Annotated in this window: 26 protein-coding genes; 6 read left to right on the top strand and 20 right to left on the bottom strand. The window is 72.7% G+C overall.

What is annotated here, in order from left to right; all coding sequences use genetic code 11:
* Positions 1-7: 7 nt before the first annotated feature.
* From AMY39116_RS0327630 to AMY39116_RS0327605, 6 genes are read right to left on the bottom strand one after another with little or no spacing between them, the layout of a single operon-like run.
* On the bottom strand, positions 8-748 hold the full coding sequence (locus tag AMY39116_RS0327630) for an SDR family NAD(P)-dependent oxidoreductase (protein WP_020420850.1): 741 nt from the start codon (positions 746-748) through the stop codon (positions 8-10).
* On the bottom strand, positions 748-1,641 hold the full coding sequence (locus AMY39116_RS0327625; protein WP_020420849.1) for a DUF4380 domain-containing protein: 894 nt from the start codon (positions 1,639-1,641) through the stop codon (positions 748-750). Before AMY39116_RS0327625 ends, AMY39116_RS0327630 begins: the two co-directional genes overlap by 1 nt.
* Entirely contained in the window at positions 1,638-2,666 is a 1,029-nt protein-coding gene (locus AMY39116_RS0327620) for a zinc-binding dehydrogenase (protein WP_020420848.1), read from the bottom strand. The genes AMY39116_RS0327625 and AMY39116_RS0327620 overlap by 4 nt, the downstream gene beginning before the upstream one ends.
* Positions 2,666-3,670: an ABC transporter permease gene (locus tag AMY39116_RS0327615; protein WP_020420847.1), complete on the bottom strand. Its 1,005-nt coding sequence runs from the start codon at positions 3,668-3,670 to the stop codon at positions 2,666-2,668. The genes AMY39116_RS0327620 and AMY39116_RS0327615 overlap by 1 nt, the downstream gene beginning before the upstream one ends.
* Before the next feature lie 16 nt (positions 3,671-3,686).
* The gene (locus AMY39116_RS0327610) at positions 3,687-5,180 is read right to left on the bottom strand and encodes a sugar ABC transporter ATP-binding protein (protein ID WP_020420846.1); all 1,494 of its coding nucleotides are present in this window, start codon (positions 5,178-5,180) and stop codon (positions 3,687-3,689) included.
* 35 nt (positions 5,181-5,215) lie between these two features.
* A complete protein-coding gene (locus AMY39116_RS0327605; protein ID WP_020420845.1) occupies positions 5,216-6,208 on the bottom strand; it encodes a substrate-binding domain-containing protein in 993 nt (330 codons plus the stop codon).
* 197 nt (positions 6,209-6,405) lie between these two features.
* On the opposite strand from AMY39116_RS0327605, the gene AMY39116_RS0327600 reads away from it, so the two are divergent.
* From AMY39116_RS0327600 to AMY39116_RS0327585, 4 genes are all read left to right on the top strand, one after another.
* Positions 6,406-7,377, top strand: a complete 972-nt coding sequence (locus AMY39116_RS0327600; RefSeq protein ID WP_235716237.1) for a LuxR C-terminal-related transcriptional regulator — start codon at positions 6,406-6,408, stop codon at positions 7,375-7,377.
* A gap of 94 nt (positions 7,378-7,471) precedes the next feature.
* Positions 7,472-7,798, top strand: coding sequence for a hypothetical protein (locus AMY39116_RS0327595; RefSeq protein ID WP_020420843.1), 327 nt, complete (start codon positions 7,472-7,474; stop codon positions 7,796-7,798).
* A 5-nt stretch (positions 7,799-7,803) separates the two neighbouring features.
* Entirely contained in the window at positions 7,804-8,808 is a 1,005-nt protein-coding gene (locus AMY39116_RS0327590) for a hypothetical protein (protein WP_020420842.1), read from the top strand.
* A 148-nt stretch (positions 8,809-8,956) separates the two neighbouring features.
* Positions 8,957-9,271, top strand: a complete 315-nt coding sequence (locus AMY39116_RS0327585; protein WP_020420841.1) for a hypothetical protein — start codon at positions 8,957-8,959, stop codon at positions 9,269-9,271.
* 321 nt (positions 9,272-9,592) lie between these two features.
* Here AMY39116_RS0327585 and AMY39116_RS0327575 read toward each other — a convergent pair whose 3' ends face one another.
* Entirely contained in the window at positions 9,593-10,177 is a 585-nt protein-coding gene (locus tag AMY39116_RS0327575; RefSeq protein ID WP_020420839.1) for a TetR/AcrR family transcriptional regulator, read from the bottom strand.
* A gap of 89 nt (positions 10,178-10,266) precedes the next feature.
* Between AMY39116_RS0327575 and AMY39116_RS0327570 the strand changes: the two genes are divergently transcribed.
* A complete protein-coding gene (locus AMY39116_RS0327570) occupies positions 10,267-11,469 on the top strand; it encodes a cytochrome P450 (RefSeq protein ID WP_020420838.1) in 1,203 nt (400 codons plus the stop codon).
* Between the two features lie 75 nt (positions 11,470-11,544).
* On the opposite strand, the gene AMY39116_RS0327565 is transcribed toward AMY39116_RS0327570, so the two are convergent.
* The 13 genes from AMY39116_RS0327565 to AMY39116_RS0327505 form a co-directional block, all read right to left on the bottom strand.
* On the bottom strand, positions 11,545-12,339 hold the full coding sequence (locus AMY39116_RS0327565) for a S9 family peptidase (protein ID WP_020420837.1): 795 nt from the start codon (positions 12,337-12,339) through the stop codon (positions 11,545-11,547).
* Between the two features lie 546 nt (positions 12,340-12,885).
* Positions 12,886-13,947: an LLM class flavin-dependent oxidoreductase gene (locus AMY39116_RS0327560; RefSeq protein ID WP_020420836.1), complete on the bottom strand. Its 1,062-nt coding sequence runs from the start codon at positions 13,945-13,947 to the stop codon at positions 12,886-12,888.
* Positions 13,947-14,453, bottom strand: a complete 507-nt coding sequence (locus tag AMY39116_RS0327555) for an SRPBCC family protein (RefSeq protein WP_020420835.1) — start codon at positions 14,451-14,453, stop codon at positions 13,947-13,949. Before AMY39116_RS0327555 ends, AMY39116_RS0327560 begins: the two co-directional genes overlap by 1 nt.
* A gap of 57 nt (positions 14,454-14,510) precedes the next feature.
* Positions 14,511-15,011 carry a helix-turn-helix domain-containing protein gene (locus AMY39116_RS0327550; protein WP_020420834.1) on the bottom strand — a complete coding sequence of 167 codons (501 nt, stop codon included), beginning with the start codon at positions 15,009-15,011 and terminating at the stop codon, positions 14,511-14,513.
* 27 nt (positions 15,012-15,038) lie between these two features.
* Positions 15,039-15,278, bottom strand: a complete 240-nt coding sequence (locus AMY39116_RS0327545) for an Atu4866 domain-containing protein (protein ID WP_020420833.1) — start codon at positions 15,276-15,278, stop codon at positions 15,039-15,041.
* A gap of 53 nt (positions 15,279-15,331) precedes the next feature.
* Positions 15,332-17,470, bottom strand: coding sequence for a cytochrome P450 (locus AMY39116_RS0327540; RefSeq protein ID WP_202961467.1), 2,139 nt, complete (start codon positions 17,468-17,470; stop codon positions 15,332-15,334).
* Positions 17,467-17,808 carry a hypothetical protein gene (locus tag AMY39116_RS0327535; protein WP_020420831.1) on the bottom strand — a complete coding sequence of 114 codons (342 nt, stop codon included), beginning with the start codon at positions 17,806-17,808 and terminating at the stop codon, positions 17,467-17,469. The genes AMY39116_RS0327540 and AMY39116_RS0327535 overlap by 4 nt, the downstream gene beginning before the upstream one ends.
* A complete protein-coding gene (locus tag AMY39116_RS0327530; protein ID WP_020420830.1) occupies positions 17,808-19,262 on the bottom strand; it encodes a GMC oxidoreductase in 1,455 nt (484 codons plus the stop codon). Before AMY39116_RS0327530 ends, AMY39116_RS0327535 begins: the two co-directional genes overlap by 1 nt.
* Positions 19,259-19,630: a DUF6379 domain-containing protein gene (locus AMY39116_RS0327525; RefSeq protein ID WP_020420829.1), complete on the bottom strand. Its 372-nt coding sequence runs from the start codon at positions 19,628-19,630 to the stop codon at positions 19,259-19,261. The genes AMY39116_RS0327530 and AMY39116_RS0327525 overlap by 4 nt, the downstream gene beginning before the upstream one ends.
* Before the next feature lie 9 nt (positions 19,631-19,639).
* Positions 19,640-20,629, bottom strand: coding sequence for a sugar phosphate isomerase/epimerase (locus tag AMY39116_RS0327520; RefSeq protein ID WP_020420828.1), 990 nt, complete (start codon positions 20,627-20,629; stop codon positions 19,640-19,642).
* A gap of 81 nt (positions 20,630-20,710) precedes the next feature.
* Positions 20,711-21,376, bottom strand: coding sequence for a TetR/AcrR family transcriptional regulator (locus tag AMY39116_RS0327515; RefSeq protein WP_157358707.1), 666 nt, complete (start codon positions 21,374-21,376; stop codon positions 20,711-20,713).
* 44 nt (positions 21,377-21,420) lie between these two features.
* Positions 21,421-21,900, bottom strand: a complete 480-nt coding sequence (locus AMY39116_RS0327510; protein ID WP_020420826.1) for a flavin reductase family protein — start codon at positions 21,898-21,900, stop codon at positions 21,421-21,423.
* 1 nt (position 21,901) lies between these two features.
* Positions 21,902-23,290, bottom strand: coding sequence for an MFS transporter (locus tag AMY39116_RS0327505; protein WP_020420825.1), 1,389 nt, complete (start codon positions 23,288-23,290; stop codon positions 21,902-21,904).
* A 682-nt stretch (positions 23,291-23,972) separates the two neighbouring features.
* Here AMY39116_RS0327505 and AMY39116_RS43645 point away from each other — a divergent pair.
* Positions 23,973-24,512: MFS transporter (locus AMY39116_RS43645; protein WP_039791790.1), on the top strand; the 540-nt coding region annotated here is incomplete at its 3' end.

Below are 24,512 nucleotides of genomic sequence, written 5' to 3'. Positions count from 1 at the left end.
TACCTCCTCACGAAGACCTCTTGTAGACGCTCCAGCCGCCGTCGACGGTCAGCGCCGCGCCGGTGACGAACGAGGCGTCGTCACCGGCCAGGAACGCTATCGCCGCCGCGACTTCCTCCGGAGTGCCCAACCTTTTCACGGCGGTTTCCTCGGCACTGCGCCGCCGGTCGTCCTCGCCGATGCCGTCCCACGCCGCGGTCAGGACCGGTCCGGGCAGCACGCAGTTGACCCGCAGGACGGTGCCGTACTCGACGGCGAGCTGGCGCGCGAGCCCGGTCAGCGCCGCCTTGGTCGCCGCGTACGCGGGCCGCCCTGGCAGGCCGACCAGCGCGTGCACCGACGAGGTCAGCACCACCGCGCCGCGGGCCTCCCGCGACAGGTCGCCGAGGCAGGCGCGGAACCCGAGGAACGTGCCGGTGAGGTTGACCGACAACTGCCGCTCCCAGGACGCCAGCGTGGTTTCGTGCGCCGGCCGCACGTCGACGGTGTAGGCGTTGCTGACCAGCACGTCGACCGGCCCCAGCTCGGCCCGGCAGCGTTCCAGCGCGGCGGCCCAGTCCGCCTCGGAGCTGACGTCGCAGGTCAGCGCGAGCGCCCGGCCGCCGGCGTCGGTGATCCGCCGGGCGACGTCCGTGGCGTCGGCGACGTCGAGCAGCGCCACAGCCGCGCCGTCGGCGGCGAGCCGGATCGCGGTCGCCGCTCCGATTCCCTGCGCGGCGCCCGTGACCACCGCGACCTTTCCCCGCATCACTCCCCCTCGATCGTGCAGTCGATCGTCAACGTCGTCGCCTCGCCGGGCGCGAGCGTGGTCAGCGGGCCGAGCACCTCGCACTCGACGATCCGCGCCGGCGGGTCCAGGTCGCCGAGCGCGGCCAGCGGCCGCGGCTGCGGGCACTCCAGCCACACCTCGGCCCGCGACCCCCGGTCCGGGTACTCGGCGTCCTCGTCCACCGCGAACGTCTGCGTCCAGGTCAGGCCGTCCGCGGTGTGCGTGATCCGCCCGGTGGCGCCCGGGAAGCCGAGCTTGCCGACCACGTCCTGGGCGGGCACCCGCACCCCGCCGGGCACCTCGTGCCACTCCGGGAAAGCGGTTCCCGCGAGCAGCTCGGTGACCTCGGCCGGGCCGTCCACGCGCACCTCGCCCGGCCCCAGCTGCGTCACGTTCCACAGCGCCCACCGCACCGTGCGCGCGCTGGTGTTGCGGGCGGTGAGCGTCATCCGGTAGCCGCTGCGGCGGCCCAGCTCGAAACGCCGGGTCAGCCGCAGGCCGGTGCGCGGGTCGTCGCCGCTGGTCAGGGTGACCATGGCGCTGTCCGCGGTCTGCTCGGCCGTGACCTCGTAGCGCCCGGAGTCGAGCACCGCGTCGGGCGGCCCGGCCCACTGGTCCGCCCGCTCCCAGCCCTGCGGCGCCGGCCAGGTCTTGTCGCCGCCGTAGTTCACCCAGTCGCCGAGGCTGCCCCCGTGCGGCCGGTGCTCCTGACGCAGCTCCAGCCGTTCGGTGAGCAGCTTCTCGTTGCGCCACAGCACTTCGCGCCCGTCCGGAGTGGACAGGGACAGCAGTCGCCCGCCGAGCGCGGGCACCAGGCCGAGGCGCACCAGGCCGTTGTCCAGCCAGAGCACCTCGCCGTCGCGGTCGATCATGGCAGCAGGACCACCTTGCCCGCGCTGGCGCCCGCGGCCAGCGCGTAGGCCTTGTCGGCTTCACCGAGCGGGAACCGGTCGCTGACGACCCGTTCCGGCCGCAGTCCCCAGCGCGCGAGGTTGACGGCCAGCTCGCTCATCGCGGGCACCGACGTGACCCAGGAGGCGTAGAGCGTCAACTGCTTGTGCAGCAACGCGTCGGAGACCTCCGTCTCCAGCGTGCCGCCCTCGCCGACGAGCGACACCCGGCCCCACTCCGCCGCACCGGCGATCGCGGTGCCACGGCCGGCACGCGAACCCGAGCAGTCGATCGTGGTGGCGAACACCGGCGCGACCTCCGCGTCCGGGGTCACCACCTCGTCGAACACGTCCAGTCCGGCGGCCCACTCCCGCCGCTGCGGGGACGGCTCCACGCCGACGATCCGGCGCGCGCCCATGCCCTTGCCGATCATGCCTGCCGCGAGCCCGACCGGGCCGAGCCCGACGACGAGCAGGTCGCCGTCGCCGTTGACGCGGATGCGCCGCAGGCCCTCGTAGGCGGTGCCGAAGCCGCAGGCGATCAGCGCACCGTCCACGTAGGACAGCTCGTCGGGCAGCGGCACGCAGGTCGACTCCTCGGCCAGCACGTAGTGGGCGTGCCCGCCGTCGCGCTGCCACCCGTAGGCCTGGCGCTGCGGGCCGGTGCAGCTGATCAGGTAGCCGCGGCGGCAGTTGTCGCACACCCCGCACCCGGCGATGTGGTAGACGATCACCCGGTCGTCCACGCCGAACCGGCGGCAGCCGGGACCCGCGGCGACGATCCGGCCGGACGGCTCGTGACCGGCGACGACGCCGCGGTAGGCGGGGCCGTCGACGCCGCGGTGGCCCTTGTGCTCGTGGTAGATGTAGCCGATGTCGGACCCACAGATCCCGGACGCGCCGACCTCGACCAGCACCTGGCCGTGACCCGGCTCCGGCACCGGCAGGTCACGCAGCACCGCCGTGGAGTTCCCGGGCAGGTAGACGCCCCTCATCTGGTCGCTCACTAGCTCTCCCTCGTCGCCCGCGCCCGCTTGGTGATGATCACGTTCACCAGCACGGCCACCACGATGATCACGCCCCGCACCACGTTCTGCAGGAACGAGTCCACCCCGAGCAGCACCAGCCCGTTGCCGATGACGGTGATGAACACGACGCCCAGCAGCGTGCCGAGCATCGATCCGCGTCCGCCCGCGAGCGCGGTGCCGCCGATGACGACCGCGGCGATGACGTCGAACTCCAGCCCGGAGGCCGCGCCGCCGTTGCCGGAGCCGAGCCGGGCGGCCAGCAGGATCCCGGTGATCGCCGAGAGCAGGCCGGTGGTGGCGAACAGCAGGATGCGGATCTTCGCGAGGTTGATGCCCGCCATCCGCGCCGCGGGCGCGTTGCCGCCCACCGCGTAGACCGAGCGGCCGTAGGCGGTGTAGCGGGCGACGTAGGCGAAGACGAAGAACAGCACCACCATGATGATCGCCGGGGTCGGGATGCCCAGGACCGAACCGCCGAGGACGGTCATCAGCCCGCTGTCGGGCAACACGACCGGCAGCGCGTCGGTGAGGTAGAGACCGAGGCCGCCCAGGGCGCTCCACACGCCGAGGGTGGCGATGAACGACGGCACGTCGAACCGGGCGCGCAGCCAGCCGGCCAGCGCGCCCCAGGCGAGACCGGCGAGCAGGGTCAGCAGGATGCCGCCTGCGACGCCGAGGCCCCATTCCGCCGCGCCCTTGGCCACCAGCACCGAGGAGAACGCGACGGCCGGGCCGATGCTGATGTCGATCTCGCCCGCGATGATCACCAGGGTCACGCCCCACGCGGCGATGCCGACGGTGGCGGCGTCGCGGAGCATGCCGAGCTGGTTGTCCAGGCTGAGGAACCCGGCGGCGCTGCTGCCGAGCGCGATGTAGAGCACGACGATCGCGGCGATCAGGCCGATCTCGTTGAGCGAGCGCCCGCCGAACCGGCGGCCCGCCCGGCTGCGACGCTGCTCGGCCGGGGAGTCGATAACGGTCATGGTCTTCCCTTGTTTCTCAGGCCGCCATCGCGGCGGAGAGCACGGAATCGGTGGTCAGGCCCGCGCCGGTCAGCTCGCCGGCGACGCGCCCGGCGCGCAGCGCGAGCACCCGGTCGCACACCAGGGGCAGCTCCTCGAGCTCGCCGGAGACGAACACGACGGCGGCCCCGGCGTCGGCGACCTCCCGCACCAGGCGGTAGATCTCGGCCTTGGCCTGCACGTCCACGCCGCGGGTCGGCTCGTCGAGCAGCAGGATGCGGCTGCCCGCGTGCAGCCAGCGGCCGATCACGGCCTTCTGCTGGTTGCCGCCGCTGAGGTTGACGATCGGGGTCTCCGGCGCCGCGGTGGCGATGGACAGCCGCTCGATGAGCCGCCGCGCCGCCCGCCGGACGCGCGCCGGCCGGATGGCCGGCCCGGACTTCACGGTGCCGAACTCCGACATCACGAGGTTCTCGTCGACCCCGAGCAGCGGGACGACACCCTCGTCCTTGCGGTCCTCCGGGGTCATGCCGACGCCGAGGCGCTTCATCACCGCCGGGGTCGGGCGGGTGACGTCCCGGCCGTCGACGGCGATGGTGCCCGCCGCGGCCGGGGTGAACCCGGCGATGGCGCGCAGCACCTCGGTGCGGCCCGAGCCCAGCAGGCCGCCGAGCCCGAGGATCTCGCCCGGGTGCACGTCGAACGAGACGTCGAGGACCTTGGGCGGCACCGACAGGCCGCGCACGGACAGCGCCGGCACGCCGGTCCGATCGACCTCGCGCGCGGGCGGGCGTTGCGCGGCCGTCGCGGAGTCGCCGAGCATGAGCTGGACGATCCGGTCGGTGCCGGTGTCGGTCGCGTCGACCGTGTCCACGACCCGCCCGTCGCGCATCACGGTCGCGCTGTGGGCGATGCGGCGGATCTCTTCGAGCCGGTGGCTGACGTAGAGCACGGCCACGCCCTCGGCGGCGATGCGGGTGACGGTGTCGAGCACGATGTCGACCTCGCCCGCGGCGAGCGCGCTGGTGGGCTCGTCGAGGATCAGCAGCCGGGGCTGTTCCCGCACCGCGCGGCAGATCTCCACAAGCTGCCGGTGCGCCAGCGACAGCTCGCCGACCGGCGCGGCCGGGTCGATGTCCAGCCCGAGCCTGCCGAACACCGCCCGCGCGCCGGCGCGCATCGTGGCGTAGTCGACCGCGCCGCCGCGTCGCGGCCAGCGGCCCAGGTAGAGGTTCTCCGCGACGCTGAGCTCGGCGACCAGGCTCAGTTCCTGGTGCACGGTGCTGACGCCGAGCTCGGCCGCGCGGCGCACGCCGCCGTCGCCGAGCCGCTCGCCCGCGACGGTGACGGTGCCCGCGTCGGCTCGCTCCACACCGGACAGCACGCGGATGAGCGTCGACTTGCCCGCGCCGTTGCGGCCGAGCAGGGCGCGGATCTCGCCCTCGCGGATGGTCATGGCGGCGTCGGTGAGCGCCTGCACGCCGGGGTAGTGCTTTGTGACGCCCTCGACCTCGATGACGTTGACAGCCACGGCTTCTCCTTCGCTCTGCGGTCTGGTGTGGACGGTCACGGGACACCGTCCGGGTGCGCGCTCAGCCAGGCGCGGCCGTCTTCGGGCGAGGCGTAGAGGTCGATCGGCGCCGGCACGACCGTGTACTCGGTCAGCTCGCCGCGCCGCACCTGGTCGGCGGCCTTCGCGGCGAGCTTGCCGACCGCGATGCCGGAGATGTCGACGACTCCCTTGAGGACGGTGTTCGCGGCCAGCGCCTGCGCCGCCTCGGTCGACATGTCGCTGCCGAACACGACGGTCTGGCCGACCTTGCCGCGGGCCTGCACGGCGCGGACCGCGCCCATGGTGGCGCCGCCGGCCTCGCCGTAGAACGCGTCCACGTCGGGGTGCGCGGTGAGGATCCGCTCGGCCACATCGACCGCGTCGTCGATCGTCGCGCCCTCCTGGTTCGCCACGATCGCGGCGGCCGGGAGCTTGGCCTTGAGCGCCTGCTCGAAGCCCAGCCTGCGCTGGACGCAGACCTCGACGAACTCGCAGTTGACGACGGCGATCTTGGGCGCGGTCTTGCCCGCGGCGAGGAAGTGGTCGGCGGCCTGGTCGCCGAGCAGGGCGCCGAAGCGCACCGGATCGCCCAGCACGTACGCCGAGACGTACTTGCGGGCGCTCTCGTCGGCGATGCAGGTGTTGTAGCAGATGACGGGGATGCCGCTGGCGTGCGCGAGGCGGATCGCAGGCACCGAAGCGGTCGCCGACGCCGGGGACAGGATGAGCGCGTCCACCTTCGCGGCACTCACCTGGTCGACGAACGTGCTCTCCTTCGACGCGTCGCCCTGCGCGTTGAGTTGCAGCAACTGTGGCACGCGGCCGAGGGCCTCGGCCTCCTGCTGCATGCCGGCCCGCACGCCGGCGTAGTAGCCCTGCGCGTCCATGTAGACGACGCCGAACCGGCCGTTCTCGCCCACCTTGCCCGCGCAGGCGGTGACCAGGCCGAGCGCCGCCACGACGAGCAACGCCAGCCCGGCGCGGCCGAGACGCCTCGTTGCGCCCATGTCTCTCCTTCGTTGACCCGGGTGCCGGCTTGTCGCGGACCCGCTCGCTTGCGGGACGAGTCTCGCTTGCCGGGGGTGGGCGCGTCAAGATTAATTATTAATTAATGCTCTCGCGGTGGGTGCCCACTGCGCGCGCCGGACGGGCGGCCGGGTGATGATGTCCCCGTTTCCGGGCGTCAGGAGGAACCGTGGTGGCGATGGTGCTGGCTGGTTTGGTGTCGGAGGCGGCCGCGGAGGCGTACGAACGCCTGCACGCCGCGGGCGAGATCCCGGCCGGACCCGGGGCCGGCCGGTTCGACCTCGACGACCCCGCCGGCCGGGAGCTGCTCGACGCCGGCCTCGTCACGATGGCCGGCACGGGCGAGCACCGGTATGTGCGCGTGGTGCACCCGGTGATCGCGCTGCGCCGCTTGATCGACCGGCAGCACCGGCACCTGGCGGCGCTGCAGGCGGGCCTGGCGGAGTCGTGGGAGCGGTTCGCCGACCTGGTCGCGCCGACCACCGGCCTGTCGCAGGACGCGCTCGACGGCGAGGACGTCCAGGCGGTCCGCGATCCGGCCGAGATGGCCCGGCTGGCGGCCGGGCTCTACCGCTCCCCGCGCCGCCTTCTCCGCGCCACCTTCAACGCCAGGTCCGGCCACAACCCGACCACCGAGGGCCTGCTCCTGCCGCCGCCCGACGCCATCGCCGCCGGGGTGGAGTTCCGCATGCTCTACGACACCGAGCACGCCTCGGACGAGTGGGGCTCGCACAGCATCGAGGAGTCCGTCCGCGCCGGTGAGCAGGCTCGCATCCGGCGGTCGGTGCCGGTGAAGATGATGCACGTCGACGACCACGTCGCGCTGGTCACCATCGACCGCACGGGCGCCGACGGCGCGCTGCTGATCCGCTCCCCCGCCCTGCTCGGGCTCCTCGCCGAGTGGTTCGACGCGCTCTGGCACGCGCCGGACACCACGGCCATCGGCGAGGCGGCCCCGGCCGAGCTCACCCCCGCCCGCCACAAGGTTCTGCACCTGCTGGCGGCCGGCCTCACCGACGAGGCGATCGCCCGCCAGACCGGCACCGCGGTGCGCACGGTCCGCCGCCACGTCGGCGCGATCCTGGAGGTCCTGCAGGTAGACAGCCGGTTCGCCGCCGGAGTGGCCGCCGTCCGCCGCGGCTGGTTGTGACCGCAACCGGACATTGTCCGGAATGGACCTGTACGGCCGTCCCGTCCGCGCGGCACACTCGCCCGATCGCGGGGAGCGTGGAGGGGAGGCTGCGTTGAGCAACGGCTACGAGGTCGACCTGAGCAGTCTGGAGGCGGCGGGCAAGGCCCTCACCGAGGCGGGCGGCTGGGCGCAGGACGTCGCGGGACGGGTGCACAAGTGCCGGGCGAACGTCCAGTTCACCGACGGGTCCACGTTGGACGACCTGTTGCGCGGTGACACCGAGAACCTGCCGCTGCGCAAACTCGAAGGGGTCATCGCGCGGATGACCGACCTCGTCGAGCGCCGCCAGGTGCACGTCAAGGACGAACTGGAGTACGCGGGACAGGCCATGTTGAAGATCAAGGCGCTGTACGCCCGCGCCGACGGCCAGGAGGGCTGACCGGCTTGAGCGCGTACGAGGAGTACCGGGAGCAGCTGTTCGCCGAGTTCCTGCGACTGGCCGGGGTCATCGAGGACTGCGCGAAGATCCTGCTCCAGCAGTCGCCGCCGCCGGTGATCGAGGGGGTGGGCACCCAGACCGAGGAATACGTCCGGAACCTGTCGATCGACGCGGCGAAGAAGAAGGACGTGGTCTGGGAGGCCTACTCCCTGCTCGGCGAACTGCACGGCTACCAGGGCGGCGCGGCCGCGGCCGCCGACGATGCGCGCCGGGAACTGGCCGCGGCGAACGTGACCGTCGACGACGTGGACGAGAAGTTCACCACCGCGACCGGCAACCTGGCCGAGTGGACCGGGTCGGCCGCCCGCGCGGTGACGAGCAGGCTCAACGACCTGAAGGCGTTCGTCGGGAACCAGTCCGCGTATGCGGCATACCTGGACAAGGTGCTCGAGCAGTACGCGCTGCTGGTGCGCACCGGTGAGGACAACGCCGAGAAGTTCGCCGCGAACATCACCAAGGCCCTCGCCGACGCGCAGAAGGACCGCACGACCGCGAAGGTCGAGTTCGCGCTGAACATGTTCTACAGCACCGCCGGGCTGATCTCCGCCGCCAAGTCCGGGGACGTGGTGGGCGGGGTGGAGAACGTGGCGAAGGTCGTCGGCGAGATCAAGCAGCTGACGAAGACCTGGGAGGAGACCGACCCGCAACGCATCATGGCCCAGTTCCGGGCCGACGTGCGCGCGGCGCGGAACAACCTGGCCGAGGCCGGCGACCGGCTCGCCGGCCACTTCACCGCGATGCTCGAGGACATGGCCAAGGAGAACGGCAGGGTTTTCTTCAAGGACGCGAAACTCGGCCTGGACGTCACGAGCCCGAACTTCAAGCCGGCACAGTTCCGGCTCAAGGAGGCCGCGAACTGGGACGAGTTCGCGCGCGCCGTGGAGAAGCTGCCCAAGGACCCACCGGCACCCGCCCGCGGCCCGATCGCGCAGCGGCTGGAGACCGGGTAGCCGCGGTGAGTGCCGTGGTGGTCCGGCGCCGGAGTGCGGAAGCGCAGGTTCCTGCCGGCGATCGCCTGCGGTGAGCGCTTTCTCCGAGTTCCGCGTCGCCGGTTCGCGGGCCTGATCGCGGACTGATCGGGGCAGTACACTCCCGCGGGTGCGGGCGATCATCGGCGGTCTCGTTCTCGTGGCGGCGCTGTGCGCCGGCTTGGCGGTGTGGGCGGCGACCTCGGAGGTCTCGGCGGCCGGGATCACCTGCGGCACGGCGCTGCACGAACCCGACCAGCGCGCGGATGCCGCCCCGGACGGGACGTACGACCAGTACTTCCCCGGTTCACGCCCGGCGCTGAGCACGGTGTGCGACAGCGGCCGGACAGTGCGGCAGTTGACGGCGGTCGCGGGCGCAGCGGGCGCCCTCCTGTTCGGCGGCGCAGCGCTGGCGACGGCCATCCGCAGGCGGGGAACCACGTAGCCGCAGCCGGCAGTCGCACGGATCACCCGATCACCGACCCGGCCCGAGCGAACAGCACAGCGCGCCCGGCCACCACAGCCACCGCCCAAGCCCCAGCGAGCAGCACAGCGCGCCCGGCCACCACACCCACCGGCCCAGCCCCAGCGAACAACACACCGCCCCGCCACCACAGCCGCCGCGTGGCCGCAGCGACCAACACACCGTCCCCGGCCACCACAGCCACCGGCGCGGCCCGAGCGAACAGGACAGCGCCCCCGGCCACCACACCCATCGCCCCAGCCCGAGCGGACACCCCCGCCACCACAGCGACGGGCGACTGGATCAGCGGCTCACCGAACCCGCCGCCACCAGGTGCGGCCAGATCTCCGCCGCGATGCCCTCCGGCGTGCCGGGGCAGCCGCGGCGCAGCCAGTCCATCACGGTCCCCAGCAGGGCGCCCGCCAGCAGCGCCGCCGCCGGGTCGTGGGGGATCTCCGCCGGGTCGTCGGCGTGGGTGGGGGCTGCGGTGCCGGCCAGGTGCACGTGGATGGCGATCGCGAGGCGCTGGTGCAGGTGGTTGATCACCCGGGCGCTGCCGGCGAGCAACGCGCCGTACAGCCGCGCGTGCTCCGCGACGTGCGCGAAGATCCTGGCCAGCGCGTCGATCGGCGCCGGATCCTCGTTGGGCAGCAGCACGTGGGCGGCCGCGACCAGCTCGTCGAACATGTCCGTGCACGCGGCCGCCGCGAGGTCGTGCACGTCGGTGTAGTGCTCGTAGAACGTGGAGCGGTTGACGTCCGCCCGCTTGGTCAGGTCGGACACCGAGATCTGACCCAGGTCGCGCTCGGCGATCAGCTCCAGCAGCGCGGCCTCGAGCGCGGACCGTGACCGGCGGCTACGGCGATCGGGTACTTGCGGGGCGGACACCGGATCAGTCTAATGGTCTCCGACAGGTGTTGGAAAAACACCACATGTCGGAATGATTCGGGCGAAGTTCACCCGTCGAGGAGTTGGTGATGACCACCGCGGAACCCCGGAGCTACCCGTTCAGCGAGCCGGAGCGGCTGGACATGGAGCCGTTGTTCGCGAACCTGCGCGCGACCGAGCCGCTCACTCGGGTCCGGCTGCCCTACGGCGAACCGGGCTGGCTGGCCACCCGCTACGAGGACGTGAAGGTCGTGCTCGGGGACCCGCGGTTCAGTCGCGCGGCGAGCCTCCAGCACGACGAACCCCGCATGCGGCCGCAGCCGTCGCAGCCCGGCGGCATCCTCAGCATGGACCCGCCGGACCACAGCCGCCTGCGCCGGCTGGTCCAGAAGGCCTTCACGGTGCGGCGCATCGAGCAGTTGCGGCCGCGGGTGCAGGAGATCGCCGACGGGCTGGTCGACGCGATGCTCGACCAGGGCCCGCCCGCCGACCTGGTCGAGGCGTTCGCGCTGCCGGTGCCGGTGACCGTGATCTGCGAGCTGCTCGGCGTGCCCTACGAGGACCGCGTGGACTTCCGCCACTGGTCCGACGCGTTCCTGTCCACCACGAAGTTCACGCCCGAGGAGGTGGCGGACTGCACCGGCAGGATGCACGCCTACCTGGAGGGCCTCATCGCGCAGCGGCGCGCGGAACCGCGGGACGACCTGCTCAGCGGGCTGGTCGCCGCGCGGGACAACGAGGATCGACTGTCCGAAGAGGAACTGGTGATGCTCGCGACGGCGTTGCTGGTCGCCGGGCACGAGACCACCGCGTCGCAGATCCCCAACTTCGTCTACACGCTGCTGACGCACCCCGACCAGCTGGCCGTGCTGCGCGCCGACCTGAGCCTGGTGCCGAAGGCGGTCGAGGAGCTGATGCGGTTCGTGCCGCTGGGGCTCGGCGCCGGCATCGCCCGGTACGCGACGGAGGAGATCGAGCTGGGCGGGGTGCTGGTGCGCGCGGGCGAGGCCGTGCTGCCCGCGCTGGCGTCGGCGAACCGGGACGAACGCGTCTTCGCCGACCCCGACGAGCTCGACCTGCGCCGCCAGGACACCTCGCACATCGGCTTCGGCCACGGCGTGCACCACTGCCTGGGCGCGCCGCTGGCCCGCATGGAGTTGCAGGTCGCGCTCGACACGCTGCTCCGCAGGCTGCCCGGCCTGCGCTTCGCCGACGGCGAGGCGGGCATCGACTGGAAGGCGGGCCTGTCCACCCGAGGCCCCGAGCGGATGCTGCTGACCTGGGACCACTGACCCGACAACTCCGCTCCGGGCGCCCGGCAGGCCGAGCGGTCCGCCGCGGCGCTGGCGGGCAGGGGTCGCGGCTTCTCAGCCGGCGAGCTGCCGGGTGAACCAGTCCGTCAGCACCTCGTCGACGGCCTTCGCCGTCGGGAGCTGCGGCGCCGGCTCCAGGCCCGGTTCCTCGGCCAGTGGGTGCGCCAGCTCCGGCACGTCGACCAGCTCCGCGTCCGCCAGCCGGGCGACCAGCGCGGCGGCGTCCGCGCGCAGGGCCGGGTGGTCCCGCTCGCCGCTCACCAGCAGCAGCGGCACCGGCGCCAGCTCGCCGGCCCGCGCGACGAAGTCGAACGCGTCCGCCACCCGGTGCGCCTCCTCCGTCCACTCGTACGGGCGTCCGGCGAGGCCGTCGGTCAGCGGGACCACCGACCGCAACCGCACGGCGGGGTTCACCAGCGCGGCCGAGCGGATGGAGACCTGTTGCGCCGCAAGGACTTCGAGCGCCACCGCGCCGCCCAGCGAAGCGCCGAGCACGCTGACCGGGCCGTCGTCGACCGGCAGCTGCGCGCGAAGGTCCTTCAGCGCGGCCGGGAATTCCCCGGCGGCCTGCCGGACGAACGGTGCCAGGAAAGCCAGCAACGCGTCCCGCCGGGCGAGTTCGATCGCCGCGTCCAGGCGGCCGTCCACCATCCGCGCGCCGCACATCGGCATGGCCAGGTGGACACGCCACGCCGGCACCCCGCGCATCGGCAACGCGGCCGCGAACGCCGCGTCGGTCCGGGGCGCGTCCAGCATGTGCCAGGTCACGACCAACGGCGCGCGGCCACCCCCGGCCGGTGGCAGAGCCGTGTACGGGACACCAGCGGCGGTGCCGGTCAAGGTTTCCATGTCCGGCCACGCTAGACGTGACGACAAGGCTGGTGGGATCCCTTTCGCTGCGGGCGAACCAATCGATCGTCGCCCTTACCGGCCCGGCGCCGCTAGGCAGCTCACGCCACCGGTCGTGGACCCTCCGTCGCTGCGGGCGAAAGCTCCCGCACCAACTCGACCGCCCTCGCGAGCGTCGCCAGCCGGGCGCCCAGCATGCCGGGCACACACACCACCAGCCCACCGCCGGTCAAGCTGGACCTCACAACACCGACGATGAACTCCCTTTCACTGCAGGCGAAAGCTCCCGCACCAACTCGACCGCCCTCGCGAGCGTCGCCAGCCGGGCGCCCAGCATGCCCGCCGGGCACACACACCACCAGCCCACCGCCGATCAAGCTGGACCTCACAACACCGACGGCGAACTCCCTTTCACTGCAGGCGAAAGCTCCCACACCAACACGATCGCCCCGACGGTTGTCACCAGCCGGGCGCCCAGCATGCCCCCGCCGGGCACACACACCACCAGCCCACCGCCCGTCAAGCTGGACCTCACAACACCGACGATCAACTCCCTTTCACTGCAGGCGAAAGCTCCCGCACCAGTTCGATCGCCCTCGCGAGCGTCGCCAGCCGGGCGTCCAGCGTGTCGCCCGCCGGGTAGAGCCGCACGGTGTCCACACCGGCGTCCCGCCACACGCGCAGCCTCTCGCGCACCATCGGCTCGGTGCCGATCAGCGTCGTGCCGAGCACCATCTCGTCGGTCACCAGCGCGGCCGCGCCGTCGCGATCCCCCGCCTGCCAACGGTTCCGCACCTCGGCCGCGACCTCAGCCCACCCCTGCCTGCTGTAGGCCCGGTTGTAGAAGTTCGTCGACGCCGAGCCCATCCCGCCGAGGCTGAACGCCAGCTCCTTCTTCCGCCCGGCCACCATCGCCCGCAGCGCGTCCTCGTCCGGCGCGAACGCCACCTCCGCGCCCTGGCACACGTCCAGATCCGCACGCGTGCGCCCGCTGCGCGCCAGCCCCTCGTCCAGGTGCGCGAAATACGCCTCCGCCGCGCCTTCCGGCACGAAACTCGTGCCGAGCCAGCCGTCCGCGATCTCGCCCGTCAGCCGCAGCATCGCCGGGGACAACGTCGCCAGGTAGATCGGGATCTCGTGCTCGGCGCGCATCGACAGCCGCATCGGCACCGCGTCCCCGCCGGGCAACGGGATCTGGAACTCGGTGCCGGAATAGGAAATCTTGCCGCCCGCCACAACCCGCCGCACGATCTCGACGGTCTCCCGCATCCGCGCCAGCGGCCGCGCGAACGGCACCCCGTGCAGGCCTTCGATCACCTGCGGACCGGACGCGCCCAGCCCGAGCAGGAACCGCCCACCGGACAGATTGGACAGTGTGATCGCGGTCTGCGCCACCGCGACCGGCGTGCGCGTGCCGAGCTGCATGATCCCCGAGCCCAGCAACATCCGCGAAGTGCGCGCCGCGAACCAGCCCAGCGCGGACGGCCCGTCGGAACCCCACGCCTCGGCGACCCAGCAGACGTCGAGCCCGAGCTTCTCGGCCTCCACCACGAAGTCCGTCACCTCGCCGAACCCGCCGGAGGCCTCGACGGTCGTCGCCGTGCGCATCAGGCTTCCGCGCGCTTCTTGAGGCACTCCAGCGTCGCGGTCATGTTGCGCTCGAACTCGCGCATCCGCACGAACACGATCTTCTGTTCCTTCTCCGGCATCCGGTCGATCGCCAGCGACAGCCCGGACCGCCCCGGGCCGAGCCGCATCCACTGCGACAGCTCCGTGCCGCCGTCGCGAGGCTCCACCCGGAACCGCCACGTCGCGCTGGGCTCGGCGGGATCCCCCACGGCCCAGGCGAACACCCGCCCCGGCTCGAACTCGACGATCTCCGACGTGGTGGCCCACTCCCCGAGCGCCTCGTGCTTGCTGCGGCCGACGAACCGGGCCCCCACGGCCGGACCGGTGGTGCCGTCGACCCATTCGACCGACTGCAGCTCGTCGCTCATCGCGGGCATCAGGCCGATGTCGGAGACCAGCGCCCACACCCGCTCCGGCGGGGCGTCGACCCAGGTCCGCACCTCCACCGTCGGGGTGTCCGCGTAGCGCGCGCCCGTCCACTCCATCGCCGGCCGTCCTCCTCGTCGTCGCGGGGTCCGGCCACTACAGTTGCGTAATGAGACTCAGCCTGTCAAGAACCTGTCGCGCACGTCCGGCCTGCTCTTGAGCCGCTCCGGGAAGCCCGGCCCGAGCCGCATCCGGGTGTCGTCCGCGCGCAGCGGCTCGCCGCACCGCGCGCAGACGACCTCGGCGTGGGTGTCGTGGCCGCACGTCTCGTGGTGGAAGGTGATCGGCGCGCCCTCCTCGCCGGCCAGCCAGCGGTCGCCCCACCGGGACAGGGCGGCGAGCACCCCGAAGAAGTCGCGCCCCTTCTCGGTGAGCAGGTATTCGTGGCGGCGGGGCTCGTCCTGGTAGGGCCGCCGCTCCAGCAGCCCCTCCTCGACGAGCCGCCGCAGCCGGTCGGTGAGCGTGTTGCGCGCGATGCCCAGCGACTGCTGGAAGTCGTCGAAACGGCGGACGCCGTAGAAGGCCTCGCGCAGCACCAGGGACGTCCACGCGTCGCCCAGCAGGTCCAGTGACCGGGCGATCGAGCACGGCCAGTTCGCGAACGACGTCCTCTTCATGCGGCCAGGGTAGCCCCGCCGCGCCGGTCAGCTCTCCCGGTAGAGGACGAGGTGCTCGTGGTAGAGCACGCCGTCGCGGACGTCGCCGGTCGCGGTGAAGCCGGTGTCGTCCACGTAGTCGATGTGGTTGCCGGTCACGGTGTAGCGGCCGGTGTAGGCGCTCTTCCGGTTGCCGCGGGCCTCGTCGTAGCGCCCGTCGGGCAGCAGTTCCTGGCGGATGTGGCCGTCGGCGGTGACCCACATGCCGACGAAGTCGTGGTTCTCCATGCCCCCAGGGTGCTCCCCGCGCAGGCGGGCAACCAGGGAGCGCCGCACCCCCTCTACAGGTCGAGCACGAGCGAGGGAGTCTGCGACCGCGAGACGCACGGCATCAGGTATTCCCCGGCCGCCCGCTCCTCGGGGGTGAGCACCGAATCCCGGTGATCGGCCTTGCCACCGAGCACCCGCACCTCGCAGGTGCCACAAGTGCCTTCCCGGCAAGTCGACGGCACCCCGGCGCCGGCTCGGTTCACCGCGTCCAGCACCGACTCGTCCGGACCGACGCGGACCGTGCGCCCGCTCCCGGCGAGCACGACCTCGAACTCCGCGTTCCGGCCGAACTCCTGCGGCTTGGGCGCGAAACGCTCGACGTGCAGTGCCAGCGCATGTCGATCGCACAGCTCCTCGACCGCGGCCAGCAGCCGCTCCGGTCCGCAGCAGTACACCGCCGTGCCCGGCTTCGCCGAGGCCAGGAGCGCATCGAGGTCGAAACGGCCGCGATCCGAGGTCCAGATCGTCACGTCGCCGAGGCCCCGGAGGACATCGCGGTAGGGCATGCTCCGCACGGTGCGTCCCAAGTAGACCATCCGCCACGGCGCTCCGGCCCGCGACAGCATGGGGAGTAGCGGGGTGATCCCGATGCCGCCCGCGATGAACAGGTACTCCGGCGCCGGGGCGAGCGCGAAGTTGTTGCGTGGCCCGGTCAGCGTCACGACATCACCCACCGCCAGCCGGTCGTGCGCGTGAACTGATCCGCCGCGACCGTCCGCCTCACGCCGGACCGCGACGCGCCACCGGTCCTGTTCGGCCGGATCACCACACAGCGAGTACTGACGCGTCAGGCCGGGCGCGAACCGGATATCGACGTGCGCACCGGGCGCCCACGCCGGGAACCGGCCGTCCACCGGGGTGAACTCCAGCTCGACCACCCCGTCGGCGACGACGGACTTGCCGGCCACCACGGCCTGGATGCCCGGCCGGGTCCGCACCCGTGCCGGGCGCGGGCCGCCGGGGTTCCACCGCACGAGCAGTTCCGGCACGCCGCGCCCTTCGCCGACCGGACCGTACTCCAACTCGTCGTACGGCGTCGCGAGCCGGAGTCCGGGGAGTCGCTCGTGGATCACGCGCAACTCGGTCTTGAGCAGCAGCCTCGCCAGCGGCGCGCCGAGGCAGGCGTGGACGCCCTGGCCGAACCCCAGGTGTGGTCGCTCGAACCCGCGGTCGAGCAGGACGCCGTCCGGGTTGTCGAACACGGAACCGTCCCGGCTCCCCGAGGCGTAGGCGAGGAAGACCTCGTCACCCGCCCGCAACCGGGTCCCGCCCAGCTCCGTGTCGCGGGTGACCACCCGCGGCATTCCGGTGATCGCCGATTCGTACCGCAGCAACTCTTCCAGTGCCCGGGCCCGGCTGGCGTCGTCGTGCTGTGCCGCCTCGTACGCGCCGTCGCGCGAGAGGAGGTGGGCCAGCCCCGTGCACAGCAGGTTCGACGACGTCTCGTGTCCGGCCAGCATCAGGCCGGGGAACAGGGACAGCATTTCGAAGTCGGTCATCTCGGCCTCGCCGCTGTCGCGCACGTTCCAGACGTGGCTGATCAGGTCGTCGCGGCGGTCGCGCCTGCGGTCCGCCATCACCTCGCGGATGTGTTCGTGCAACTCCAGCAGCGCATCGGCCTTCTCCTCGGGCGACGCCCGGTAGTGGGTGTCCTTCGGCCCGAGGAAGAATGCCAGCGCAAACCCGATCCAGTCGGCCTTGTCCACGTCCAGGCCGACGATGTGGGCAATGGTCCGCAACGGCAGCGGCAGGGCGAAGTGGCGTTTCAGCTCGATCTCACCGCGGTCGGCGAACTCGTCGATCAGGGCGTGCGCGTTCCGCTCGATCCAGGGTTCGAACCGGGCCAGGCGTCGCGGCATGAAGAACGTGTTGACCGCGGCTCTCAGCCGGTCGTGGTCGGGGTTGTCGTGCCCCAGCAACGTGCCCCGGTCCGGAACCCGGCCGGCGAACCTCTCCCGCCACGGTGACGGCAGTTCGGGCACGGCAGGCCTCGAGGAGAACACCTCCGGCTGGTGCAGCGCCTCGACGATGTCGCCGTAGCGCGACACTACGTAGCGCCCCATCGACTCGCTCCAGGTCAGGCCTGGTCGCGAACGGGCCTCCGCCAGGTCGCCGAACAACGCGCGGGGATCGGTGAAGGGACAGCTCACGCCACCCTCCCGCTGTGCAGCACGATCTCGGCGCCCTCGTCCGTCCACACCAGACACCGCAGCTCGTGCGGGCCTTCTTCGACCTCGCCGGTCTTCAGGCCCGCCGCCGCGGCCTCGGCTCGGGCGGCCGCCACGTCGGCGACCCGCAGCAGCAGCGCGGGCTGCGAGGTCACGCTGTCGGTCCCGGCCAGCGCCACCCGCGCCCCGGCCACGTCGAATTGCGCCCACCGGTCGCCGTCGACGAACGCCGGTTCCGCGCCCAGCAGCCGCGTCCACGTGGTGACGGCGGCGGCCAGGTCGGCGACCGGAACCACCGTCGCGATCTTCGACACGTCCATCAGATCTCCTCCGCGATGCGCCGGGCGCCGGCGACGGCCAGCGCGACCGAGGTCAGGGTCGGGTTGCAGGCGGTCGCGGTGGGGATGACGCCGTTGCCCGCCACGTGCAGGCCCTCGACGCCCCACACGCGCGAGTCCTGGTCGCACACCGAGGTCCCGTCATCGGCGAGTCCCATTCGGACGGTGCCCTGGTAGTGCAGCGACGCGCCGGCGGCGAGCGTGATCGGCTCGTCGTCCAGCGGCTCACCCAGCGCCGAAGCGGCCCGGCGCACCGCGGCGCGGGCGGCGTCCAGCGCGGCTTCGTCCCGCGGCGTGAGCCCGTATTCGATGCGCATCGCGGGCATGCCGTAGCCGTCGCGCGCCGCGTCGTCGAACACGATCCGGTCCTCGGCCCGCACGTCCTTGGCGCAGAACCAGCCGAGCCCGACGATCGACCCGGGCGCGGGCACGTCGTCCGGCGCCAGCGGCACCGGGGACGCGTCCAGTTGCATCACCTGGCCGTGGAACGGCTCGGCATCGGTGAACGGCACCCAGCTCACCCCGCTCTGCCGCACGATCCGCGACCGGCCGCGTGGATCGGTGTCCGCAGGCCCGACATCGCGCAACCGCACCGCGAACACCACCTGCGGCTGGTCGTTGAGGTATCGGCCGAGCGCGGGCGGCCGCACCCCGGACGCCCACAGCAGTTGCGGCGTGCGCAGCGCGTCGGCCGCGACCACGACCCGCGTGGCGCGGACCTCGTGCTCGCCGCCGTCCCGCAGGTCCCGCAGGTCCCGCACCAGCACGCCCGCCGCGCGGCCGTCCTCGACGAGCACACGCGTCACCAACGCTTCCGGGAACAGCGTGTGCCGCTCGTTGCGCCGGGTCGCGTCGCCGTACACGACGTCCGCGCCGGACCAGACCAGCGAGCCGTCCGGCTCGCACCGCACGGCCAGCGGCATCGGCCGCACCCGCCGGTCCTCGTCACGGCCGGGGTCGAACTCGGCGGAGAGCCGCTTGCGGACCTCGGCGGCGAACGGCGCGTCGTCGAAGGCGTGCGCGGACACCCCGAGCAGCCGTTCCGCCTCGCCGAGCAGGTCGTCCAGGTCCGGCAGGAACCCGATCCGCTCGCTCTCACCCGGCCGCGGGCAGGCGGCCGTCCAGTGCGCGCCCATCCCGCCGACGTTGCTGGACATCGCCGCGGCGGGCAGCGCGTCGCCGCCGAGGAGGAACGTCCCCGGCCGCCCGCGCGCCGCGCCGCCCGGCCCCTCCGAGCGCCGCTGCGCCCGCTCCCGCGCGACCGGATCGGCGATGTTCTTGACGTGGACGCCGGGCGGGTCGGCCAGCATCGGCCCGGTCTCGAACGTGGCCAGCCGCAGGTCCGGCCGGGTCTCGGACAGGATCCGCGCGTACGCGGCGCCGCACGGTCCGCTCCCGACGATCGCCACGTCCACCGCGCCGGGGAAGGCCCTCACGCCGCCACCAGCCGCTTGCGGTCGCGCCCGCCACCGGGCACCGGCATGTAGGAGATGCGCAGGCGCACGGACACTTCCACGTCGTGCTCACCCGGCGCGAGCGGCTCGCCGGTGTCGAAACCCAGCACCGCCCGCTCCCCCATCTCCCACCGGTCGCCGGTGATCCCGGGCATCTCGGCGAAGGTGTAGGTGTTGCCGTGCACGGTGAACGTGGTGCGCCCGGGCGGCACCGGGACGCCGTCGAGCACGAGGTCGACGGCCTCCACCATGGACAGGAACAGCCCGCGGTAGTAGGGCATCCGCACCTCCACCTCGCCGCCGGATCGTTCGCGGGCGCGCAGGCCGCACACGATGTACTGGTCGAACATCGGGTCTCCTCACTCGCCGAGCAGCCGCGCCAGCATCTCCTGCTGGCGGCGCACCTGCTCGACGCTGTCGACGGGGTGGGCGTCCTGGATGTGCCGGTTGCCCTCGTACTCGCTGGACAGGTAGCCGGTGAACCCGCCGCCGGCGAGCACCGGCACGATCTCGTCGTAGGGGATGCTGTACTCGTACCCCTCGTCGGTCATCTCGTAGAACTTCGCCTGCACGTGCCCGATGAACGGCAGGTGCTCCAGCATCTCCTTCGGCTCGGTCCAGATGTAGTGGGTGGCCTGGCGCGCCAGGCCGAACTCGACCGGCCCGCCGCCGCGGTAGTTCACGATGTCCATCAGCGCGTGGGTGTCGCCGTGGTCGTCGTAGGTCCGGACGATGTAGTCGACCAGCGCGGGGTCCGCGCCGTCGCGCAGGGCGCGTTCGCTGACCACGCGCGGGAACCGACGGACGTGCACACCCATGTCCGGCATCAGCCCGAGCACGTGCGGCCCGGCGCGGTGCATCACTTCGAGGTGCTCGAGGATCCACGGGTGGGAGAAGTGGAACGGCGCGTGCACTTCGAGCAGCAGCCGTACGCCGCGGTCCTCGGCGTACGGCGCGGCGGCGGCCATCACCTCGGGCGAGAAGTTGATGGTGGCCTTGACGATGCCCGCGCCGAGCCGGACGGCGATGTCGATGTCGCGGCGCACGGAGGCGACCTGCTCGTCGAGGGTGAGCCAGCGGTCGGCGTGGAGCTTGGTGTCGAGGAAGGCGTTGGTGGCGACCGGGGTCGTGCCGTAGGCGGCCATCCAGCCGTGCCACCGCTCGGCGAACTCGTCCGTCACCACCGGGTAGCCGGGGATGGACTGCTCCGGGATGATCTCGATCCCCGTGGCGCCCATGGCCGCGGCGGCGGCGACGCAGTCCTCGACGGACATGGTGCGCAGGAAGTACTCCTCCTGGAACGAGTACAGGCTCACGCCGCGGCGCGGGCGGTCGGGTGGAGCGGTCACCGGGGTTCCTCCTGGTTTAGATTCAGAATGATGATTCTAGTTTTGCGGGCGCGAAAAAGCCAGCGCCATCCGCGGGAAGTGCTAGCGCCGGCGCTTCCTGGGCGCCGGTTCCGGCTGGGTCAGGAACGCCAGCACCATCCGCGCGAGGTCGGCCAGGATGTCCGACCACTCCCCCTCGCCGGAGGCCTGCTGCGTGCTGCCCAGCGCGAGCCAGCGGGCCAGCACGCTGTACACGACGGTGAAGCTCCACTCCAGCGCGCGGTGCGGATCGGGGTGGCCGATCTCGTCCTCGCGCTGGACGAGCGCGTCGACGAACGCGTCCCGCAGCTCCGCGTGCGCCGCACCGCCCAGCTCGGCGATCTGCGGGTCGGTGTTGGCCAGCAGCATGAACGGGCCGAGCACGGCGGCGTTGCGGCGCAACAGCTCCGCGGCCGTGCCGATGACCCGCTCGACCGCTTCGCCGAACGTCTCCCCCGCGGGAGGCTCGGCGGCGAACGCGGCGCGCTGCTCCTCGGCGATCCGCTCCATCTCACGGGCGTGCGCGGTGCGGATCAGGTCGTCCTTGCTGCTCACCCGGCCGTAGATCGACCCGGTGGACACGCCGGCGCGCTGGGCGACGTCGGCGAGGGTGAAGGAGTCCGAGCGGTGCTCGACCAGCAGGGCGATCACCGCGTCCAGCGCCTTGTCGAACGACAGCCTGCTGCGTTCCTGCTTGGGCTCCCGGACCCGGGCGTTCACGCTCTCCACGGGCCGACCGTACGGCACGCCGGTCACCGCGGGCGACACCGGGATCACGCCGGCACCGCCGCCGCGGCGTAGCGGCCGCGCAGGAACACCATCGGCTCGCCCGCCTCGGGGTCGACCTCCAGCACTCGCACCCGGCCCAGCACCAGCTCGTGGTCGCCGGCCGGCTGCACGGCTTCGATGTCGCAGCCGACCCGCAGGACCGTGCCGCACAGGCGTGGCCCGTACGGCGCCGGGCCGGGCAGGCCGTGCACGGCGAACCGGTCCGGCGCCTTGCGCACGAAGTCCCGGCACAGCTCCTCCTGCCCGGCCGCGAGCACGTTCGCGCAGAACCGCCCGGTCTCCCGGATCCGCGGCCACGAGGTGCTGGCCCGGTCGGGCAGGAAACCCACGAGCGGCGGGTCCAGCGACACCGAGGTGAAGGTGCCGACCACCATCGCGATCCCGGCGCCGGCGGTGACCACGCAGACGCCGGTCGGGTAGTGGCCCAGCGCCCGCCGGAATTCGGCGCCGTCGGACGGGTTCACGTCAGTCCTCCTCCTTCGCGCGGGTGGCGCGGTCGATGTCCGCGGCCATCTGCTCGTGCTTGCCGTCGAGGTCCCAGAACAGCATCGTCAGCGCCTGCAACACGATCAGCAGCAGCGGGGCGCCGTAGAACATCAGGCGGATCGCGGTGAGCGCCGGGCCGGACGCCTCGCCGGGCGTGTACCCCGCAACGCCCAGCCCGTAGGCGACGGCGGCCGAGCCGACCGCCGAGCCGACCTTGGTGGCGAAGCTGATGCCCGACGAGAGCAGCCCCTCGTTGCGGGTGCCGAACCGCCACTGCTGGTACTCGACCGTGTCGGCGACCATGGTGAACATCGAGACCATCGACAGGTTGATCGCCAGCGTGCCGACGATGTAGCAGGTGAGGAACGCCGGGAAGTTGCTCTCGAGCGGGATCATCGCCGCCCAGAAGACGAACCCGACGGCCAGCGCCTGGACGTTGCCGCGCCGCTTGCCGAAGCGCCGGTAGTAGGCCGGGGCGACGAACCCGCCGACGATCATCGCGCCGGACACCAGCGGCAGCAGGACCGAGATCGCCCACGGCGCGTGCAGCACGGCGAGTGCGAAGTAGACGGTCACCGCGAGCACCATGCCCAGGCGCACGAAGTTGAGCACGCCGTAGACGAAGGTGATCTTCCAGACCTTGTTGCCCCACAACGTCCGCAGCGCCGCGCCGGGACGGAGCGCGTCGGTCTCCGGGGGCAGGGCGTAGCGCTCCTTGCAGGCCACGAAGGTGAACACGAAGAACCCGACGGACAGCACGCTGAAGATCAGCGTCGCGATCGTCCAGCCGCGTTGCTCGTTCCCGCCGCCGAGCAGGGCCACGAACGGCGTGGTGCCCGCGGTGACGATGATCGACCCGACCGAGCTGCCGATCGCGCGCAGCCCGCCCATCTGCATGCGTTCCTGCGAGTCCCGCGTCATCATCGGCAGCAGCGAGCTGTACGGGACGTTGACCAGCGAGAACAGCAGGCCGAGCGTCAGGTAGGTGAGGAAGGCGTAGATCAGCTTCCCGGTGTCGCCGATGTCCGGGACCGTGAAGGTGAGCACGCCGAGCACGCCGAACGGGATCGACGCGAAGATCAGGTAGGGCCGCGCCTTGCCCCAGCGGGAGCGCGTGCGGTCGACCAGCACGCCGATCGCCGGGTCGATGATCGCGTCCAGCAGGCGGGCGACGAGGAACAGGGTGCCGAGCGCGGCGACCGGCACCACGGCCACGTCGGTGTAGTAGTAGAGCAGGAAGCCGCCGACCAGGTTCCAGGAGAGGTTCGAGGCGAGGTCGCCCGCGCCGTAGCCGAGCTTCTCCCGCCATCCGAGCCGGACCGCGTGTCCGGGCGTCACCCGCGGGGTGACGTCGCTGGTGATGTCCACAGTGCCGCTCCTTTGCGCACACGGCGCCGTCGTGGCGCCGGGGAAGACCCTGACCACGATGCGGCACGACCCCATGGTAAAGGAAATTCATAGTTCGGATTCTGCTTATCCATGGAAGCGATGTCGCGCGCTTGACCTGCGGAAATGTCCTGTTGGGCCCGCTGGGCCGTGGTGCCGGTGGTGCATAATCCCGGCGACGGCGGGGTGCGCCCGCGAGCCGCCCGTCGGGGAGCCGACCCCTCCCCGCGCCCGGTCGCCGCCGTCGCTGCCAGGGAGTCGTCCGTGTCTCTAGCCCTGCTTCGGGCGCTGTTCAGCCGCCTCGCCGCACCCGGCCACCGGAGGGCGCCGCCCGCCGCGCAGCGGCGCGGCGCCGTGCCGCCGCCCCGCAACGGGCACCAAGCGCCGTTCACCCACCTCGCCGCACCCACCCGCCGGCCGAGGGCTTTCCCGCGCCCCCACACCTCACATCGGTCACCCACCTCGCCGCACCCCGCCACCCAAGGCCTCCTCCGTGCCCACCGGGCACCTCGCGGACGTCGCGCCCCGCCGCACGCCCGCGGGACGCGGTGCCCCATCCCACGGCGGGCGCCACGTGGAGATCACCCGCCGCCCGTCTGCCCGGCGCCGCGCCCCCACTCCACGCCCGCCCACCTCACCGCATCCAGCCATCCCAGGGAGTCCCGTGCCCCTCGCCCCACCCCGCACCAGGCGTCGCGCGTTGTTCGGCTGCCTCGTGCTCGTCACGGCGCTCGGCGCGCTCGACCAGACGATCGTCGCCACCGCGCTGCCCGCGATCGTCGCCGAACTGGGTGCGCCCTCGCGTGTCTCGTGGGTCGTCACCGCGTACGCGCTGGCGCTGACCGCCGCGATGCCGGCCGCCGGCGCGCTCGGCGACCGCTTCGGCCACCGGCGGGTGCTGACCCTCTCGATCGCGGTGTTCGTGGCCGCGTCCGCCGCCTGCGGGTTCGCCGGCGACGTCGGCCTCCTGGCCGCCGCGCGGCTGGCGCAGGGCCTCGGCGGCGCCGGCCTGCTGGTGCTGCCGCAGGCCGTGGTGGCCGGCGCCGTGCCCGCCCGCGAGCGCGCCGCATTCCTCGGGCCGCTCGGCGCCGTGTACGCGATCGCCACGGTCGCCGGTCCCCTGCTCGGCGGCTGGCTCACCGACGCCACGTCCTGGCGCTGGGTCTTCTGGCTCGACCTGCCGCTCGGGGCCGCGGCGGTCCGT

It is taken from the genome of Amycolatopsis sp. ATCC 39116 (assembly GCF_000231075.2).
Taxonomy (GTDB): Bacteria; Actinomycetota; Actinomycetes; order Mycobacteriales; family Pseudonocardiaceae; genus Amycolatopsis_E; species Amycolatopsis_E tucumanensis.
This window is presented reverse-complemented; position numbering and strand designations above follow the sequence as displayed.